The sequence below is a fragment of the Paenibacillus silvae genome, from assembly GCF_014639235.1.
GTDB lineage: Bacteria > Bacillota > Bacilli > Paenibacillales > Paenibacillaceae > Paenibacillus > Paenibacillus silvae.
In genome coordinates this window covers 34162-50919 of record NZ_BMFU01000016.1, presented here as the reverse complement: position 1 = coordinate 50919, position 16758 = coordinate 34162, and the positions used below count along the sequence as shown (strand labels likewise).

General features: G+C 47.6%; 14 protein-coding genes and 1 other annotated feature. Of the genes, 7 read left to right on the top strand and 7 right to left on the bottom strand.

What is annotated here, in order from left to right; all coding sequences use genetic code 11:
• Positions 1-28 precede the first annotated feature (28 nt).
• The 5 genes from IEW26_RS27200 to IEW26_RS27180 all read left to right on the top strand — a co-directional run bounded on the left by IEW26_RS27200 (position 29) and on the right by IEW26_RS27180 (position 6359).
• Positions 29-1318, top strand: a complete 1290-nt coding sequence (locus IEW26_RS27200; RefSeq protein ID WP_188594671.1) for an ABC transporter substrate-binding protein — start codon at positions 29-31, stop codon at positions 1316-1318.
• A gap of 165 nt (positions 1319-1483) precedes the next feature.
• Complete coding sequence (locus IEW26_RS27195) at positions 1484-2386, top strand: carbohydrate ABC transporter permease (RefSeq protein ID WP_145406310.1); 903 nt, start codon at positions 1484-1486, stop codon at positions 2384-2386.
• Between the two features lie 2 nt (positions 2387-2388).
• Positions 2389-3228: a carbohydrate ABC transporter permease gene (locus IEW26_RS27190; RefSeq protein WP_145406309.1), complete on the top strand. Its 840-nt coding sequence runs from the start codon at positions 2389-2391 to the stop codon at positions 3226-3228.
• A gap of 419 nt (positions 3229-3647) precedes the next feature.
• Positions 3648-4841 carry a rhamnogalacturonan acetylesterase gene (locus tag IEW26_RS27185; RefSeq protein WP_373288589.1) on the top strand — a complete coding sequence of 398 codons (1194 nt, stop codon included), beginning with the start codon at positions 3648-3650 and terminating at the stop codon, positions 4839-4841.
• Between the two features lie 1119 nt (positions 4842-5960).
• A complete protein-coding gene (locus IEW26_RS27180) occupies positions 5961-6359 on the top strand; it encodes a sensory rhodopsin transducer (protein ID WP_188594670.1) in 399 nt (132 codons plus the stop codon).
• A gap of 150 nt (positions 6360-6509) precedes the next feature.
• Here the strand turns inward: IEW26_RS27180 and IEW26_RS27175 are convergent, their stop codons facing one another.
• From IEW26_RS27175 to IEW26_RS27155, 5 genes are all read right to left on the bottom strand, one after another.
• Positions 6510-7664, bottom strand: a complete 1155-nt coding sequence (locus tag IEW26_RS27175) for a Ger(x)C family spore germination protein (protein WP_188594669.1) — start codon at positions 7662-7664, stop codon at positions 6510-6512.
• Positions 7664-9133, bottom strand: coding sequence for a spore germination protein (locus IEW26_RS27170; protein ID WP_188594668.1), 1470 nt, complete (start codon positions 9131-9133; stop codon positions 7664-7666). Before IEW26_RS27170 ends, IEW26_RS27175 begins: the two co-directional genes overlap by 1 nt.
• Positions 9114-10223 carry a GerAB/ArcD/ProY family transporter gene (locus IEW26_RS27165; RefSeq protein WP_188594667.1) on the bottom strand — a complete coding sequence of 370 codons (1110 nt, stop codon included), beginning with the start codon at positions 10221-10223 and terminating at the stop codon, positions 9114-9116. Before IEW26_RS27165 ends, IEW26_RS27170 begins: the two co-directional genes overlap by 20 nt.
• Before the next feature lie 155 nt (positions 10224-10378).
• On the bottom strand, positions 10379-11374 hold the full coding sequence (gene trpS / locus IEW26_RS27160; RefSeq protein ID WP_188594666.1) for a tryptophan--tRNA ligase: 996 nt from the start codon (positions 11372-11374) through the stop codon (positions 10379-10381).
• A 138-nt stretch (positions 11375-11512) separates the two neighbouring features.
• Positions 11513-11863 (bottom strand) — a binding site (T-box leader).
• Positions 11864-11890: 27 nt separating this feature from the next.
• The gene (locus tag IEW26_RS27155) at positions 11891-12826 is read right to left on the bottom strand and encodes a DMT family transporter (protein ID WP_188594665.1); all 936 of its coding nucleotides are present in this window, start codon (positions 12824-12826) and stop codon (positions 11891-11893) included.
• 139 nt (positions 12827-12965) lie between these two features.
• On the opposite strand from IEW26_RS27155, the gene IEW26_RS27150 reads away from it, so the two are divergent.
• Both IEW26_RS27150 and IEW26_RS27145 read left to right on the top strand, forming a co-directional pair.
• A complete protein-coding gene (locus tag IEW26_RS27150) occupies positions 12966-14417 on the top strand; it encodes an aminotransferase-like domain-containing protein (protein WP_229730070.1) in 1452 nt (483 codons plus the stop codon).
• A gap of 346 nt (positions 14418-14763) precedes the next feature.
• On the top strand, positions 14764-15573 hold the full coding sequence (locus IEW26_RS27145; RefSeq protein WP_188594663.1) for a hypothetical protein: 810 nt from the start codon (positions 14764-14766) through the stop codon (positions 15571-15573).
• 50 nt (positions 15574-15623) lie between these two features.
• Here IEW26_RS27145 and IEW26_RS27140 read toward each other — a convergent pair whose 3' ends face one another.
• Positions 15624-16100, bottom strand: coding sequence for a L,D-transpeptidase (locus IEW26_RS27140; RefSeq protein ID WP_188594662.1), 477 nt, complete (start codon positions 16098-16100; stop codon positions 15624-15626).
• A 381-nt stretch (positions 16101-16481) separates the two neighbouring features.
• Positions 16482-16758, bottom strand: a 277-nt coding sequence (locus IEW26_RS27135) for a L,D-transpeptidase (RefSeq protein WP_188594661.1), incomplete at its 5' end; no start/stop codon positions are given.

The window sequence follows — 16758 nt, the reverse complement described above, 5'->3', positions numbered from 1 at the left end:
CCATATCAACATAAAAGGGGAGATTGGCATGGTGAAAAAGGCAATATTCCTGATGATGGCTGCGCTACTTGTTTTTACAGCAGCGTGCAGCTCAGGTGGAGGCAGTGAGCAAGGGGCAGGCAGCAAGGATGAATCGGTGAATCTGCGTATCGCCTGGTGGGGCTCCGATACACGGCATGAATACACACAGAAGGTCATCGACCTGTATAAAACGAAAAATCCAAACGTCAAAATTGACGTGGAATATGCTTCTTTTGACGATTACTGGAAAAAGCTTGCTCCACAAGCTGCAGCGAACCAGTTGCCTGACATTATCCAGATGGATATTTCTTACATCAGCCAATATGCACAGAACGGCCAGCTTGAGGACCTCGCCCCTTATCTGGGCAACCAGATCAAGGTGGATGATGTGGCCGAGAATGTCATCAGTACAGGTGTAATCAATGGCAAACAGTATGGTGTTCCTGCCGGGGTTAACGTGCTTGGCTTTCAATATGATCCGGCCCTGCTGAAGAAAGCTGGCGTTGATGCCATGCCGGAAAATATGACATGGGAATCCTACGAAGCGCTGGGGAAACAGGTTGCAGAGAAGGGACTGTATCTGGATGGCGGCGTAGCGCCGGATATTTTCTTCCACTACTTCCTGCGTACCAAAGGCAAATCACTCTATAACCCGGAAGGCACCGGGCTTGGGTATGATGACGATTCATTGTTTGTCCAATTTTTCGGACTCATGCAGCGTATGATCGAGCAGAAGGCTGCACCTTCACCGGATGTAGCGAACCAAACGAAAGGCATCATTGAAGAGTCAGATCTGGTGAAGGAAAAAGGGATCGGTGTATGGCAATGGTCCAACCAGTTCGTTGCCTTGCAGCAGGTAGCTAACCGTCCACTTGCCATCGCGCCAATGCCTGGTCCGGATATGGAAAAAGGACTTTATATGCAGCCAAGTATGTACTGGGGTGTAACGTCCAACTCCAAAGTGAAGGAAGAAGCAGCAAAGTTCATTGATTTCTGGGTGAACGATGAAGAAGCCAACAAGCTGATCAAAGGGGAGCGCGGTGTGCCAATTTCCGGAAAAATCAAAGAGGCCATTGCCCCTGAGCTGAGTGATGCAACGAAACAGGTATTTGAATTTGTAGCTTCCATGGAGCCTAAGGCTTCACCAATGAGCCCTCCGCCGCCTGTAGGCTCACCAGAGGTGATCTCCGCACTGGCCGATGTGGTGGAAGAATTGAATTTTGGCAAAATCACACCTGAACAAGCAGCACAGACCTTCCGCAAAAACGCCGAGGCTGTACTGGCGAACAATAAATAACAGTTGAATGATCGCTTGCTCGTCCCGCTTGCAGGGATGGTCGGGACCGGGGCTGCTCGCTGATGGCGGGGGCCTTTGCCCGTCCCGTTTATCTTCCCGGTTGTCCGTCCCTTTTGCAATATGAAGGCTCGAAGCAGGCTGATCCATGAAGGAGGTACGTTCCCCATGAGGCAGTATTCATCATTGCGCAGAAACTTGACCGGATATGCGTTTATCAGCCCGTTCATTATCGGATTTCTTGGATTTACACTCATTCCAATGTTTGTTTCCTTATACATGTCGTTTACGAGTTATAATCTGTTCACTTCTCCAAGGTGGATTGGACTCGACAACTATACCAAAATGTTTTTTGATGACCCGAAGTATTGGAATTCGGTTAAGGTTACATTTTTATATGTATTCATCGGGGTGCCGTTAAGGCTGATCTTTGCCCTGTTTGTAGCGATGATTCTAAATACGGGCTCTCGTATGGTCGGAACGTATCGTACCTTGTACTATCTGCCTTCTATCATTGGAGGTAGTGTCGCTGTATCCATCATGTGGCGTAACCTCTTCAGCAATGAAGGTGTGATTAACAGTGCAATGACCGCGATCGGTATTGGTCCAGTCAGCTGGTTCGGCGACCCGGATGCGGCTCTGGTTATGCTGATATCGCTGTCGGTATGGCAGTTTGGATCATCCATGCTGATTTTCCTGGCAGGACTCAAAAATATCTCTCCCGAGATGTATGAAGCTGCCGGGGTCGACGGCGCAAATCCGGTTCGCAAATTTTTCAGCATTACGCTGCCGCTGCTCAGTCCGATTGTGCTGTTCAATCTGATCATGCAGACGATCGGTGCATTTATGACCTTTGTACCGGCATATATCATCTCTAAAGGCGAAGGCGGTCCGATGGACGGCACGATGCTCTACTCGCTGTATCTGTTCCGTCAGGCGTTTATGTTTAACAACATGGGTTATGCCTCGGCTATGGCCTGGGTGATGCTGATTATGATCGGTGTGCTCACCGCCGCTGTGTTCCTGACATCCAAGTTCTGGGTATTTTACGAATCTGAAGGAGGGAAATGATTATGGTGTGGAGAAATGTCAAATGGCCTGTCTATCATCTGTTTGTTGCCGCACTTGCTCTCCTGATGCTTTACCCGGTGCTGTGGATGCTGTTCAGCTCATTCAAGGAAAGCCGCACGATCTTTGTCACGGCAGAAAGCCTGTTTCCGACCGAGTGGATCTGGTCCAACTATGTGGATGGCTGGAAAGGAACAGCCGGAAGACCCTTCATGGATTACATCACCAATTCACTGGTGATCGTAGTGATCTCGACCATAGGAGCTGTGCTGTCATCGTCACTGATCGCGTTTGGCTTTGCCAGACTGAATTTCAAAGGACGAACTTTCTGGTTTTCACTGATGATGCTAACGCTAATGCTGCCGCATGATGTAGTGCTGGTTCCGCAGTATATTATCTTTACCAAGCTTGGGTGGCTGAACACGATTCTGCCGATTGTTGTACCCACATTTTTCGGAATGCCGTTTTTTATCTTCCTGATGGTGCAGTTCATTCGTACCATTCCGAAAGAGCTGGACGAGGCTGCAACGATTGACGGCTGTAACAAGTTCAGGCTGTATATTCAGATCATTATGCCACTGATCAAATCTTCGCTGGCGACAGCGGCAATCTTCTCCTTTTACTGGAGATGGGAGGACTTGCTCGGACCGGTGCTGTATCTGAACTCGCCTGATAAGTATACCGTTTCGATGGCGCTCAAAATGTTCCTGGACAGCGAATCGGCCTCCAACTGGGGTGCCATGTTTGCCATGTCGATCGTCAGCCTGATTCCGGTAGTTACCGTATTCTTTATTTTCCAGAAGCAAATTGTGCAGGGCATGAGTACGAGCGGGTTGAAGGGGTAGCGGGCAGAGGGGTTAAACCAATAGCATATGGAGGAATTTAACCAGTGGACTCAGCGGACTTGAATAAGGCAGAACGAGTAGGAAGTTCAGGAAGTTCAGGAAGTGCGGGTAGTGTAAGTAGTGCAGAGAAGGTAGATCAATTAGAGCAATTAGGGGAATCAGAGCAAGCAGAGCTATTAGGGCAGGCAGAACCATCAGAGCCATCTGGAGCAGGCCGAGAAGAACAATCAGAACAATCACAACAAGCGGAGCCGAAGGTAAACTCATGGAAGTTTAATTTTGGTCCATACGCAAACATGACATCAACCCTGCACTCAGGAAGCGGGATGTCAGAGCAAAACGTGAAACGAGAGAGCAATGACGGGATTAAACTTGCGAGACATGCAGCAGAGCATAGAGGAGAACTTGCAGTTGAACATATAGCGGAGAAAGCAGCGGAACATACAGCAGAGAATGCAGTTGAACATGTTGGAGGCTACACGTCCGTTTCATCCACAACGATATATGATGAGTGCAGAGGGTATGGCTTTGAACCCGGCTCATTGGTATATGAGAAACAGCGGTATGGAGAGCAGGAGGATGGGGCAGCTGAAGCTTCCAATTCAATCTTGGCAAAAGGAGTTCAACCCTCGCAAGGGCAGGCAGCTATGTCTGTCCGCTTGCGTTCCAGCTTCTGCATCCCGCTCAAGGCATCGTTTATTGTGGATGTACCGGATGGGACGTATCAGGTGCTGCTTATTGCCGGTGATCCGCTTGCGGATACGGTTACTCGTGTCAAAGCCGGAGAAGGTCGGATGATGCTGCCTGTCATACGTACGGTGGCGGGACAATGTGCAGAGATGCGGTTTGCTGTTGTTGCACGCGGAGGGCGGCTTCGACTGAGCTTCTCTGGTCCTGCACCGCGGATTAATGCACTGGAGATTACGCTTGCGAATCAGACGATGACCGTATTTCTCGCCGGGGACTCCACGGTAACGGATCAGCCCGAGAGTGGTTATCCGTATTGCGGCTGGGGGCAACTGCTGCCTGCAAAATTCAAACATGACGTAGCCGTAGATAATCATGCAATGTCGGGCCGAAGCTCACGCAGCTTCATTCATGAAGGCCGATTGGATGCAATTATGCAGCGAATCAAGCCTGATGATTTTCTGTTTATTCAATTCGGACATAACGACGAGAAGCCGGACCCTGAACGGGGAACAGAGCCATTCACCACATACAAGCAATATTTGAAAAAATATATCGATGCCGCACGCGAAGCCAACGCTCGCCCGGTGCTGATCACTCCCGTGCATCGGCGTTACTTTGCGGATGACGGTACACTAACGGATACACACGGCGATTATATTATCGCCATGCGGGAGCTGGCGGAAGCCGAGCATGTACCGCTGATTGATCTGGCTGAGCGCAGCCGCAGATTGTTCGAACAGGCGGGTGAAGAAGGCAGCAAGGATGATTTTATGTGGGTACTGCCTGGCGAGTATATCAACTTTCCGACGGGTGTGGAGGATAACACACATTTTCAGGAGCGAGGTGCGCGCCGCTTGGCACAGCAGGTGGCTGAAGCGATCCGGGAGCTTCGTCTGCAGCCGCTACAGATGTATCTGCGGTAAAAGAGTGGGCACAAGGTGAAAGGATAGAGGTTGTGGCAAAGGCTGGGGGAAGGTAGGGTACAGGTACAGAAGGTTGTAGGTGTGGATGCAGATATAGAGTAGAGTAGATGTAGATGTAGATATAGAGCAGGCAGATGGTGTTATTGGAAAACCCGCTAAACGAGATGGTCGGAGGAACTTTAACGATCCCGCACAACAGTTGAACAGCTGAAAGCAGGAATTCTCAGGATTCCTACAACCAATCTGGTGAGAGTGCTCTAACGATCCTCGCAGATCAAACTGAGTGCTGGTGCTCAACCATGCCTACAACCAACTGACGGCGAGTGCTCTAATGATCCCCACAGATCAAACTGGTGGTAGGAGCTCTACTAATACCTACAACCAATCTTGCGGCGGGTGCTCTAACGAACTCCATAGATCAATCTGGCGGCCGGAACTCTAACGATTCCCACAAACCTTATTTGCCCCGAATTTGCTGATGTAGAATTCTAACGAATCGTAGGAACCTTATTCCATCCAAAACACCCAAAAATCCACTCAATATCAGCAAAATGAGCTAAATAGCGTCTCTGTGAATCGTTAGAAAAGTAACATGCTCCAAATCGCCCAAATAAGGCTTCTCTGAATCGTTAGCGCATATCGTCACGCAAAAATGGCGCTCAGCAGAGGAAGAGCGAGGCAGCGAGGAGGGAGGAATCGGAAAAAGGGAGCGAAGCGTCCGCGTTTGGCACGGGGTTTCCCCCATAGAGGGGAATCGAAGAAATCCCGGACCAACAGCAGCCCGAAAACCGATCCGCCCGCCGAGCGTCTGCCCGCATTCCAGCAGGGGTTTTACTAAAACGCGTGTCGAGCGAAGCCAACGAGCGAACAAAATTACCCAGCGAAGGGAGGGGCCTTGTTTTTAAAGCACCAGAGGAAGAGCGAGGCAGCGAGGAGGGAGGAAGCGGAAAAAGGGAGCGAAGCGTCCGCGTTTGGTCCGGGATTTTCCCCATAGAAGGGGGATAGAAGAAATCCCGGACCAACAGCGGCCCGAAAGCCGATCCACCCGCCGAGCGTCCGCCCGCACTCCAGCAAGGGTTTTAAGTTACATGGCGCATCGCGAAAAAAAGGAGGGTATTTATGACAAACGATAACCGTATTCAAAGCGGTCCGTCAGCGAACGGGCATACCTACTGGGTTATCCCGGATGGCTATATTCCGCCAGATAGCTGCGGCACGCTGGAGAGTCACGAAAGCATCTGTGTTTTGAACACCGGCGGCACAGATGCTGCATTGGAGATTACGATTTATTTTGAAGATCGTGAACCCTTGGAGAACATGCAAGCCGTTGTCCCTGCCAGAAGGACAAAACATATACGTACGGCATCACTTCGATCCGGAGAAGAAGCAATCCCGCCCGGAGTGCCTTATGCAATTACCGTAGCAAGTAATGTGCCGGTCATCATACAATACAGCCGCTTGGATACAACGCAGCCAGAGCTTGCATTGATGAGTGTGATGGCATACCCTTTGGCTTAATATACAGTACCATGCTATATACTCCCCCGCCCTACCCAACCCGAATACCACCACCTTTTTATCATCAGCAACACTAGCGGCTAAATGCTTAAAAGACCTGTATTCCGCATCAGATCAGATGCAGTTTACAGGTCTTCCGCTTCAAAAGCTTTATTCACCATATTTATACGTACTGGAGTTCAAAATGTCCACCCGGACTTCAACCTTACCAAGTTGAAAGTGTTCAAGCGGATCATTATGCCGGGGAACCACTTCTTTCCACCAGTCCATATTGTGGCGGTATAGATGCTCCACAAGACCAAAGGAATCAATATGGCGTGATTTATTTTTGGTGAACGTATCACGAATTCGGGCTTCAATCTGATTCTCAGCCTCCTGTTCCATCGTACGTGGAGATCGGGGGGCATCGTGGTTTTCAACAATTGCTGCTTTAACCGAGGTATGCAGATCAAACGTAATGCCTTCCTTGGTTTTTCTGGCAGTTATTCGTGTCTTGGGATGATGGAGCGTTAACGAAAGGTCAGGGGTCTGACGGTTCTTCCCGTACACATATAGTGGATATTGATACACATGATCGTAGTTCACATAACGTGTGCCATCCGCTTCGGCTCCAGTGATCTTTCCCTGACTTTTGCCATTGCTCACAACGTATAATCCATCCATTCGAATCAGCGGAGGGGTCTTCTCGCCATTGTGCCACGTCTGATTTTTGCTCGATACTGAAGGCACCAGCACTACGGATTCAGGTTCTCTCAAACTATCTAACATCTGATGCAGTCGAATGGGCTCATAACCGGAGTGCTGCTTATAGAGTCTCATCGGCTCGAACAACTCAATGGTTTGTGCAGACTGGTTCAAGATGGTGGAGGGAGCGAGCAGAGTGGACATATCCTGTTCCGTCCCATAGATCCATGGTGTGTACCTCAGTTGACCGGAATGCAGTAGCGTATTGAAAATATCTTCCAGTCGTCCTTTCAACGCGTTTTCGGACAGCACTATCGCTTTGACATGAGTCCACAGTGTCTGCTGCTGCGACGTCTCATACAGATCGTTAATGGCCATATTCAAGGTTGTGCCAGTCCCCTTGCCAATCCAGATTTGACCCCCTTCTCTTGGTGTGGGCCCTTCCTGTTTGGCAATGCTGGAGAAATCAATTAATTGGGCGTACGTTATATATTGATTATCCGCGTAATCTATGCCAATGGCAGTAATAAAGTTAATGCTCTGAACCTCTTTGGAATCCCAGCATCCCGTCAGAAGTATGACACAACCCGCAAGCATACTACTTACGTAAGCCCATTTCATCAAGGTTTCTCCTTATGACGGGTAGAGTCCTGCGTACGTAATACGGCTGGGCGCTTGGTGCGGGTCATGGAAGGCGGCATCGACACAGCCTGTGTGAAGTCTCCCGGAATGTATGGTGACACAGGGGACAGATAGGATACACCGTAACATTCCAGAGATACGAGATGAACCAGCAACGCGAACAGAGCAACCATGAATCCAAATAGTCCCAGAATGGAGGAAGCAACTAACATGCCGATGCGTACTTGAGATGTGGCTCCCCCAAGAACGGTGTTCACCAGAATATAGCTGGAGATTACGGAGATCGCTACGGTCACAATAATGGTGGGAGATGTAATTCCGGCACGAATAGCTGCATCCCCGATAATCAAGCCGCCAACCACACTGACGGTCTGTCCCAACGCACGCGGCAGCCTTCGTCCCGCCTCATTGAACAATTCAAACATAAAAATCATCAGAAACGCTTCCAGCGTAACTGGCATGGGCAGTCCCATTCGCGTTCCTGCAATAGTTGCGAGCAGTGGCAGTGGAATCTGTTCCAGATTAAAGCTGGTCAAGCCGATGTAGAAGGCCGGAAAAAAACAGGCGATGAGCAGCCCGGCAATCCGTAATATACGCTCAAAAGTCACGATGAAAAAAGGAGTGCTCTCGTCCTCCGGTGACTTCAATTGATTAAACAATGTGGTCGGTGCAATGACAGCTACAGGTGAGCCCTCTGTGAGTACAGCGAAACGTCCGTTAAGCAAGGAATCCGCCACATAATCGGGCCGTTCGGAGTTATCTGTGAGCGGGAAAATACTACGTACTCCCCCCATGACTGCTCGTTCCATGATGGAGGTACCCATGATGCCGTCCACGTTAATCTGATCCAGGTTGCTGCGAGCTGTATTCAGAATTTCGGGGTTGATCACATCTTTGATGTATAACAGGCCAATGGTTGTCTGTGTCCGTGCCCCTTTAACTATTTTCTCATAACACATGGATGAAGTTTTCAAACGTTTGCGCACCAAAGCGATGTTCGTGGACAACTCTTCAGTGAAACCGTCACGCGGCCCCTTCACAGATGTCTCGATAGCGGATTCTTCCGGTGAGCGTCCAGGGATATCGGCAATATCCAGGCTGCAGGCTTGTAAACCATTTTCAAAAATAAGCAGCAGTTGCCCGCTAAATAGAAGTATATTTATATTTTGCAGATCAGAAGGGTTATCTATGGGCTTCAGGGTTAGGCCAAGTTCATGGGGGAGAGCTTCTTCCATAATTAATGTATGCTGTTCCAGTCGGGGGATGATGAATTGGTTGATCTGCTTGCTGTCCACCAGGCCGTCACAGTAGAGCAGAATGACGGAATGAACGGTCTCCTCTTTCGCAGGAAACGTCTGGATTACCACATCTGCACAGGCTTCAAAGTTTTTTCTCAAGGATGCAAGCAGGGTTTCATAGGAAGTGGTGTCAATCGGCTGTTTCTCCATGGTGATAGTTCCTCCTCTGACGCCGTGAATGAATGAAGGCAACCAAGGTTGCCAGAACGGCAAATCCGCTCAGATACACGAGATTGAATGGAAAGATGTAATGGACCAGAATCTTTGTGAAGGTCATATCATCCAGAGGATAGAGCATGGATAGAATAAAGACTACAGATATTGAGGCACAGGTAATCATCCTTCTGGAGGCATGTTTAATATTCCAAATTTCTACCACAATATACATGGCCAGACTGATTCGGGTAAATGCACCTGCCAGCCATTGATAGATCGAGAAGAAATCGGTCTGAGCAATATATTTGCCCAAGGAAGCGATACGCCATTCTTCAAAAGCGGGATATCTCATATTGGCGGCTTCATAGGGATTGAATTCTACAATAGCTCCAATCAGGGGGCCGGCCGTTAAACCAATCATGATAAATGCAAGCATCAGATACTGCCATAGTTTTATACGTTTGGCGAGATGAGGCTGAATGTACCATAGGAAAAGTAGTTCAAACATACCGGCGAGGCTGAACACCATCCCATGAAATACAGGTGACCATCCCTGCTCCAGCACGGGCAGCATCCGGCTGTAATCTTTGTACTGGGAATTGACAATGGCAACGTAGAAGCCCAGCAGCACAACGAGTGGCAGAATCAGTCCAGCCGTGAAGGCAAGTGAACGCATGCCTTTGTAGGCTGCATATCCACATAACACCATAAGTGCGATCGTTGTTGCGATGACAGGCGTTTCGGTGAGATAGTTGGTTTTGGCCCAGGTGGTTGTGTCACGTAATGTGAAGTAGATTGCGCATAGAAAAAAGAGACTGTTTCCCACCCGCAGTATCAAGCCTACAGGCTTGCCAAGATGGGAAGACAGCCAATCATGCAACGTTTGATGCTGTAGAAATCTAGAAACGTAGGCGAGCATGCTTGCAAAGATGATCAACGGCCCGGCAGAAAGCAGCACGGAAATCCACGAATCCCTTTTCGCTGCGCTCAGAAGGGCAGGGATAATTAACACGTGGCTGATCAAACCCACCGATAACATGATTAACATCATGGCTTGCAAAAATGAAGGTTGTGAACGTTTCATGCCGAGGACTCCCTTTCCGAGTAAAAGTAAAAGTGTCCTCAGCAGTGTTAACGTGTTTGCGCAGCTTCATACAGGAAAGAGAGTTGGATAGAATTCTTCTAGCTTCGATTATGCTGTACTCCTCGGAACCTATAGAATCTCAGACCATGTTTTTGTCAGAGGTCAAAATAACGAATGCCCATCGCTTCACGTACTTCAAGCATCGTTTCTTTTGCGGTACGTCTGGCTTTTCTTGTGCCCTCCATCAGTAGTTCCTTCACCTGACTTTTCCTTTGTTCATAATAACCTCGCCGCTCGCGAAAAGGAGCAAGTAATTCATTAACTGCATCGCCCGCCAGCCGTTTGCAATCAGTACAACCGATCTTCCCCTGACTACATGCTGTATGAATTTCCTCGGTATCTGCAGACCGGAACAGCTGATGGTAAGCATACACAGGACAGATATCCGGGTGTCCCGGATCGGAGCGGCGAATGCGTGCAGGATCGGTTTTGGCTTTGGTCAGTTTAGCCTGCACGTCTTGCGGATCAGCATTTAACGAGATGGCGTTGCCCATGCTTTTGCTCATTTTGCCAACACCGTCCAGGCCGCCCAAACGTGCTCCTGTCAATATTCGGGGTTCAGGAAAAACAGGTGCATACAGCTCATTGAAGCGCCGAACCAGCTTGCGGGCAGTTTCCACGTGAGGGATCTGGTCCTCACCTGCAGGTATCAGTGTGGTTTTACAGCAAGCGATATCGGCAGCCTGACTGACCGGATATCCCAAAAATCCATAATAGAGATCGGTGTACCCCCGGTCACGTGCTTCGGTTTTGATTGTTGGATTGTGCCTAAGTGCATTAACCGTAACAAACATGGAGAAAATTACCGTAAGCTCGGCAATTTCAGGAATCATTGATTGAATGAAAAGGGTAGACTTGTCGGGATCGATACCCACAGCCAGGTAGTCCAGTGTCACTTGATGCACACTGTTTGCAATCAATTCAGGCTGCTCATAATGAGTAGTCAGTGCCTGAACATCAGCCAGCAAAATATAAGTGTCGTGCACTTCCTGTAATTCCACCCGGCTGCGCAGACTGCCGACGTAATGGCCGAGATGAAGCTGCCCGGTTGTCCGATCCCCGGTTAATATGCGTTCCTTGTTTGGATTCATTGTTCATTCTCCTTTGATAAAAAATGTTGTTGCTTCTGCTGAGTCGCCACCACCAGCCATCTTCCACGACCATCACCTCCCTTCAGCCTTTCAAATAAAAAAGCCCCGTCCTTCCGTCCATTTCCTGAGGAAACAGAACAGAAGGACGAGGCTGTGCTCGCGGTGCCACCTTCATTGGCCGCTGGTCTGCGGCCCACTTCACGGATACGGATCAACAATTATTGAATCATTGCGGTCACGTCATTATACGCTCAGGCATGCCTAAGCTAAATCGTACAACGATGAGCCAGATCGATATCCTGTCCATGGGATAACGGCAGGACCTGCCGCCTTGCCTACTGGAAGCAACTCGCCTGTAACATGCAAGTGTGCTTTGTTCAACTCGGAACTCCGAAGCCCATTTCCACAAGTCCGATACACCGGCTCGCACCTGCCGCCGGCTCTCTGAAGTATCATGACGTGTGTACTTCTCTTCATCATCGTTGATAACGTTCGTTTACAATTTTTCACATTGTATCATGCTTTGGAATGACTGACCAGCCGTTGTTTATGGTTACTTAGATTAGTACCAAGCACTCCGGCGATAATCAGAACTGCCCCGATGTAGTGATAACCCTGCACAGGCTCGTGCAGAATCAGCGCGCCGCCGGCAATGGATATAAGCGTGGACAGATTGCTGAATACACTGACACGTGAAGCCTCCAGATGTGTGAGCGCATAGCTGGACAGCAGGGTAGATACCATGGTGGACAGGATCGCCAGATAAGCAAGAGCACCCAGATAGGACAGATCTCCAAGCGGCTGGATATAGTCTGCCATGGACCCGATGTAAGCATGACGTATCAGCGCAGCCGCATTAAATACAATACAGCCTACCATCAGGGTAACCCAGGTCAGTTCCAGCGGTTTGTATTTTCGAGTGAGCGGTCTTGCCAGAACCCCGTATCCAGCAAAGCTGATGGCCGAGAACAGCAGCAGCACAATACCCTGCATGTTGCTCATCGACATCCCGCCGCCTTTCATCGCGAAGATAAAGATGACACCAGCGACAGAGAGCAGCAGAGACATCTTCTGTACAATGGATGTGCGTTCTCTAAGGAAGACGGAAGCCAGGACGAGTGTGAACACGGGAACCATGGCCTGAATAATGCCTGCTTCTGATGAATTGGAGGTAACCAGTCCAAAAGCCTGAAAGGCAAAGAACAGTACAGGCGAGAGCAGTCCGAGCGGGATGATTCTCCACAGATCAGCCATGCGCAGATTGATCTTGATCCAGCCGAATAACACAGGAATGCTGACCACGATAAGAGACAGAGCGAAGCGATGGGCAAGCACATCAATGGGATGTGCGATGGTAACGGTCATTTTTACAAATAAAAAGGATAACCCGATAATCGCAGCATAAGCGACAGATGCGATGTAAGCGTAGGTTCGGTTGCGTGCAGTATTCATTCATTTTCCCTCCAGTGATGCGATATAGTCTTGGAATGTGTGGGCTTCCATTATGCTAATACCTGTCAAGTGGTGGAACATATGAGCCTTTTTTAATATACTTCTGCGAGCCACATGCTACAATAGAGAAAATAATCAATTGTACCGGTACAATTTTGGAAAGGGAGTGGTTACGCTGAAAAAATACGAGAAGATCGCTCTCGCTTTGCAAGAATGGATACAAGAGCAGATGATAAGACAGGACCGTCGTAATTGGGATGAAAAAGGGATCAGGCTGCCCGCAGTCCGGACCGTCGCGAAGCAGTATCAATGCAGTATCAGCACAGTTATTCGGGCTTACGAATGGCTGGAGCACAGACATCTGGTGTACGCCATTCCTCAATCCGGCTATTACGCAGTGCAGAATGGTACGGGAGCACAGGATATGGACTGGCAGGAACCACTGGATTTTGCTTCGGCGGCTCCCGATCCGAGGGTGTTTCCGTATGCGGATTTTCGGCATTGTATGGATCTGGCGATGCGACAGAAGCAGGACGAGCTGTTTTTATATGGCACCCAGCAAGGATTGCCTTCGTTGATTGCACTTTTACAGAAGCAGTTTGCCGATTATCAGGTGTTTGCGGGAGCGGAGCAGTTTTTCATCACATCGGGTGTGCAGCAGGCCCTTGCGGCGCTGGCTTTGATGACTTTTCCGGGCGGTAAAACCAAAGTGATGGTGGAATTGCCAACGTACCACAACATGCCGACGCTGCTGGAGAGTCTGAGGGTGCCCATTGCAGGTGTGCGAAGAACATTGGTGGAAGGGCTGGACTGGGATTCACTGGAACGCCAGTTTGCGGAAGGGGATATCAAGTTTTTTTATGTGATGCCACGGTTTCAGAACCCGATTGGGACGTCCATGACAGCAGTGGAGAAAAAAAGACTTCTTCGGCTTGCGCAGCGATATGACGTTTATCTGGTGGAGGATGATTATTTGGCAGATTTGGAGGACAGCGCGAGACAAGATCCGTTGTGGTCCTATGATACGCATGAGCGGGTCATTTATTTGAAAAGTTATTCCAAAATTCTGTTTCCCGGACTTCGTATAGGGGTTACCGTGCTGCCGTCTGCCTTGGTATCCGGCTTTGGCTTGTACAAAAGAATGCTTGATATCGACACCTCCGTTCTGTCTCAAGCTGCACTTGAGGTGTACATTCACAGCGGAATGTTTGCCCACCATCGTAAAACAATCCGCAGTCGCTATGCTTCGCGCATGCAGGTTGTACACGAGCAATTGGCGACTCATCCAGACTTTGCCCCGTTCCGGGATGCACCGCGTACAGGTGGTGAGCATACCGTTCTTCCCCTGCCATTGGGAATGCCGGTTAGTACATTGATTTCCCGGTTGGAGAACCGGGGAATTCTGGCAGATACAACGGAACGATATTACCCTTCGGGTATGGTCGAACGTGGGCGAGAGCCGGGAATTGAAACGATGCTGCGCCTGAATATCTCCAACGTGCCAAAGCAGCGTATAGAAGAGGGGATGCAGAAGATTCGCGAGGAAATTTCGAGACTGCAGCTCAAATCGCAGCGCGAAGGAATGGAGTGAACAGGGGAAGCTGAGGTACATGGAGAAAGGGCTTGGAAACCTTCTTCCTTACAAATAATCACTCGTATGAACGTTTTAGATTACTGTTAATTTATTGCTTAGAACTCCATATGAATTTCAAAATGAACATTACTAAGTTTTTGTCTGATCATATATACAAAATGAAGTTCAAACGTTTCTTGGTATACCTTTAGTTCAAATTTCAAGTTAGTTTAGGATAATTTTATAAAAAAAAGGAATAAAAAAAGGAACATTTTACAGTTATTTTCGTTTATATTATACAGGCAGCGATTATGGAGGATACACATCATGATACAGCCTCCAATATTAAAAGGAGAGATACACAATGAAGGTTACCAAAATTCTTTTATCCAGCGTCTTAGTGTTAAGTAGCATGGCCACTCTATCATCAATTCAAGCCTCAGCTTTTAACACCAACACATCAGTTTCACCAATAACTATAAAATCTACATCCATGGCTTCTTCGCTGTATCAAAGCATTCCAAAATTTAAAAAGACATTGAACGGTAATAAAATTATTTGGACTGGCAAAACCATTAAAGTTACTGCAAACACCGTAGGACAAGAAAAAGCTGCTACGTTTGAATCCAAAATAATTAAGTCTATTGTTGTATCAAAAGGGAAAATTAGCAGGACTATAAACACAGGGGATTATGATGAAAAGTTGCTTGATGTGACGAGTGTTGTTGACTCATATACTGGAGAATGGGTAGCTATTCAAGCTTCTAAAAGCGCCGGAAATGTACTTATTCTTGTGAACCTTAAAACGGGCGAAGCTACGTTAATAAATGACCGTCTTCTTAAAGCAGGGAAGAAGGGCATAGAAACCATTGCTTCTTATAATTGGTCTCCTAAAGAAAACAAAATTGCCTTTTCCTATGGTGACACAGAAAAGAGTTCTCTCGCAATTTATGATCCCGTAAAAGATACCGTTGAATATTTGCCACGCGAAACGAACTATATAAGTACGGGACTTCTTCTTTGGCACAAAAACGGAAATACCCTTGATTACATTAGTGAGTACCCTTCAAACCAGATGATTCTTTACAGATACAACTCTGCCAATAAAAAAGTGAAACCTGTAAAAAAAATCAGTCAGAAAGAGTTTCAGCAATTATTGAAATTAGATAAATAATACTCTGCAGCGTATTTAAAAACAGGGCGGGAATATCCCGCCCTGTTTTCTTAAATTTCGTTCACAGTGATCTTCCCAGAGCTCCCGTTTTTAACCAGAACATCGATCAGCTTTTTTTGATTATCATTCGAAAGCCTGATGCAGCCATAAGTTGGACGAAGTGGATACCAAGAAAGGGATGTACTTGTTGCAGGATCTCCCCCATGTATCATGATTTCACTACGACCATTTTTTTCAGCAATCAAGAAGTTGCCACTAACAGCTTGATATAGCCAAACTCGCTTATGTGGGCCATAGGATGATTCAGAACTTCCCTTGTCATATACAACTGTCTTAGCTACACCTGTTGGAATGTCAGCATTCTGAAGCTTCCAGTTGGTGTGATCATTCCCGTTCTTTGAGTCATTTGAACCACGGCCTAGAGCCTCAACAGGGCCGAAAACCAAATCCCCATTGTCAGAATATACTTTCAAAGTACCTTTGTAGTCACGATTGGATGGAAAATTTGCAATAATGTGATAACCCATTGTTAAACGCCTCCATTAGTATATTGAGCTGAAATGATGGAGTTTACAAACACTTGAATGGCTCCACATTCGAATGGTGTATGTATCATCTCTCTCGCTTATAAGGTAATTTGTAACATCGAATAACAACCGTATTTCATAATTAGTTCAAAAAAGAGACTACCCATTTCCAAAGTCCCCCTAAATAAACAGTCTGTACCTGTAATTTTATATTGTCTATTTATCTAATATAATGATGACCTCATCAGAACAAATGATTCTCTCAAATAAGATAATATGTAAAAAAATCAGTCAGAAAGAGTTTCAGCAATTATTGAAATTAGATAAATAATACTCTGCAGCGTATTTAAAAACAGGGCGGGAATATCCCGCCCTGTTTTCTTAAATTTCGTTCACAGTGATCTTCCCAGAGCTTCCGTTTTTAACCAGAACATCGATCAGCTTTTTCTGATTATCATTCGAAAGCCTGATGCAGCCATAAGTTGGACGAAGTGGATACCAAGAAAGGGATGTACTTGTTGCAGGATCTCCCCCATGTATCATGATTTCACTACGACCATTTTTTTCAGCAATCAAGAAGTTGCCACTAACAGCTTGATGTAGCCAAACTCGCTTATGTGGGCCATAGGATGATTCAGAACTTCCCTTGTCATATACG

What these genes read in the sequence shown, in the direction of transcription:
- IEW26_RS27200 (WP_188594671.1), top strand. Translation starts at nt 29, where the DNA reads ATGGTGAAAAAGGCAATATTCCTGATGATGGCTGCGCTACTTGTTTTT.
- IEW26_RS27195 (WP_145406310.1), top strand. Translation starts at nt 1,484, where the DNA reads ATGAGGCAGTATTCATCATTGCGCAGAAACTTGACCGGATATGCGTTT.
- IEW26_RS27190 (WP_145406309.1), top strand. Translation starts at nt 2,389, where the DNA reads ATGGTGTGGAGAAATGTCAAATGGCCTGTCTATCATCTGTTTGTTGCC.
- IEW26_RS27180 (WP_188594670.1), top strand. Translation starts at nt 5,961, where the DNA reads ATGACAAACGATAACCGTATTCAAAGCGGTCCGTCAGCGAACGGGCAT.
- IEW26_RS27175 (WP_188594669.1), bottom strand. Translation starts at nt 7,664, where the DNA reads ATGAAATGGGCTTACGTAAGTAGTATGCTTGCGGGTTGTGTCATACTT.
- IEW26_RS27170 (WP_188594668.1), bottom strand. Translation starts at nt 9,133, where the DNA reads ATGGAGAAACAGCCGATTGACACCACTTCCTATGAAACCCTGCTTGCA.
- IEW26_RS27165 (WP_188594667.1), bottom strand. Translation starts at nt 10,223, where the DNA reads ATGAAACGTTCACAACCTTCATTTTTGCAAGCCATGATGTTAATCATG.
- trpS (WP_188594666.1), bottom strand. Translation starts at nt 11,374, where the DNA reads ATGAATCCAAACAAGGAACGCATATTAACCGGGGATCGGACAACCGGG.
- IEW26_RS27155 (WP_188594665.1), bottom strand. Translation starts at nt 12,826, where the DNA reads ATGAATACTGCACGCAACCGAACCTACGCTTACATCGCATCTGTCGCT.
- IEW26_RS27145 (WP_188594663.1), top strand. Translation starts at nt 14,764, where the DNA reads ATGAAGGTTACCAAAATTCTTTTATCCAGCGTCTTAGTGTTAAGTAGC.
- IEW26_RS27140 (WP_188594662.1), bottom strand. Translation starts at nt 16,100, where the DNA reads ATGGGTTATCACATTATTGCAAATTTTCCATCCAATCGTGACTACAAA.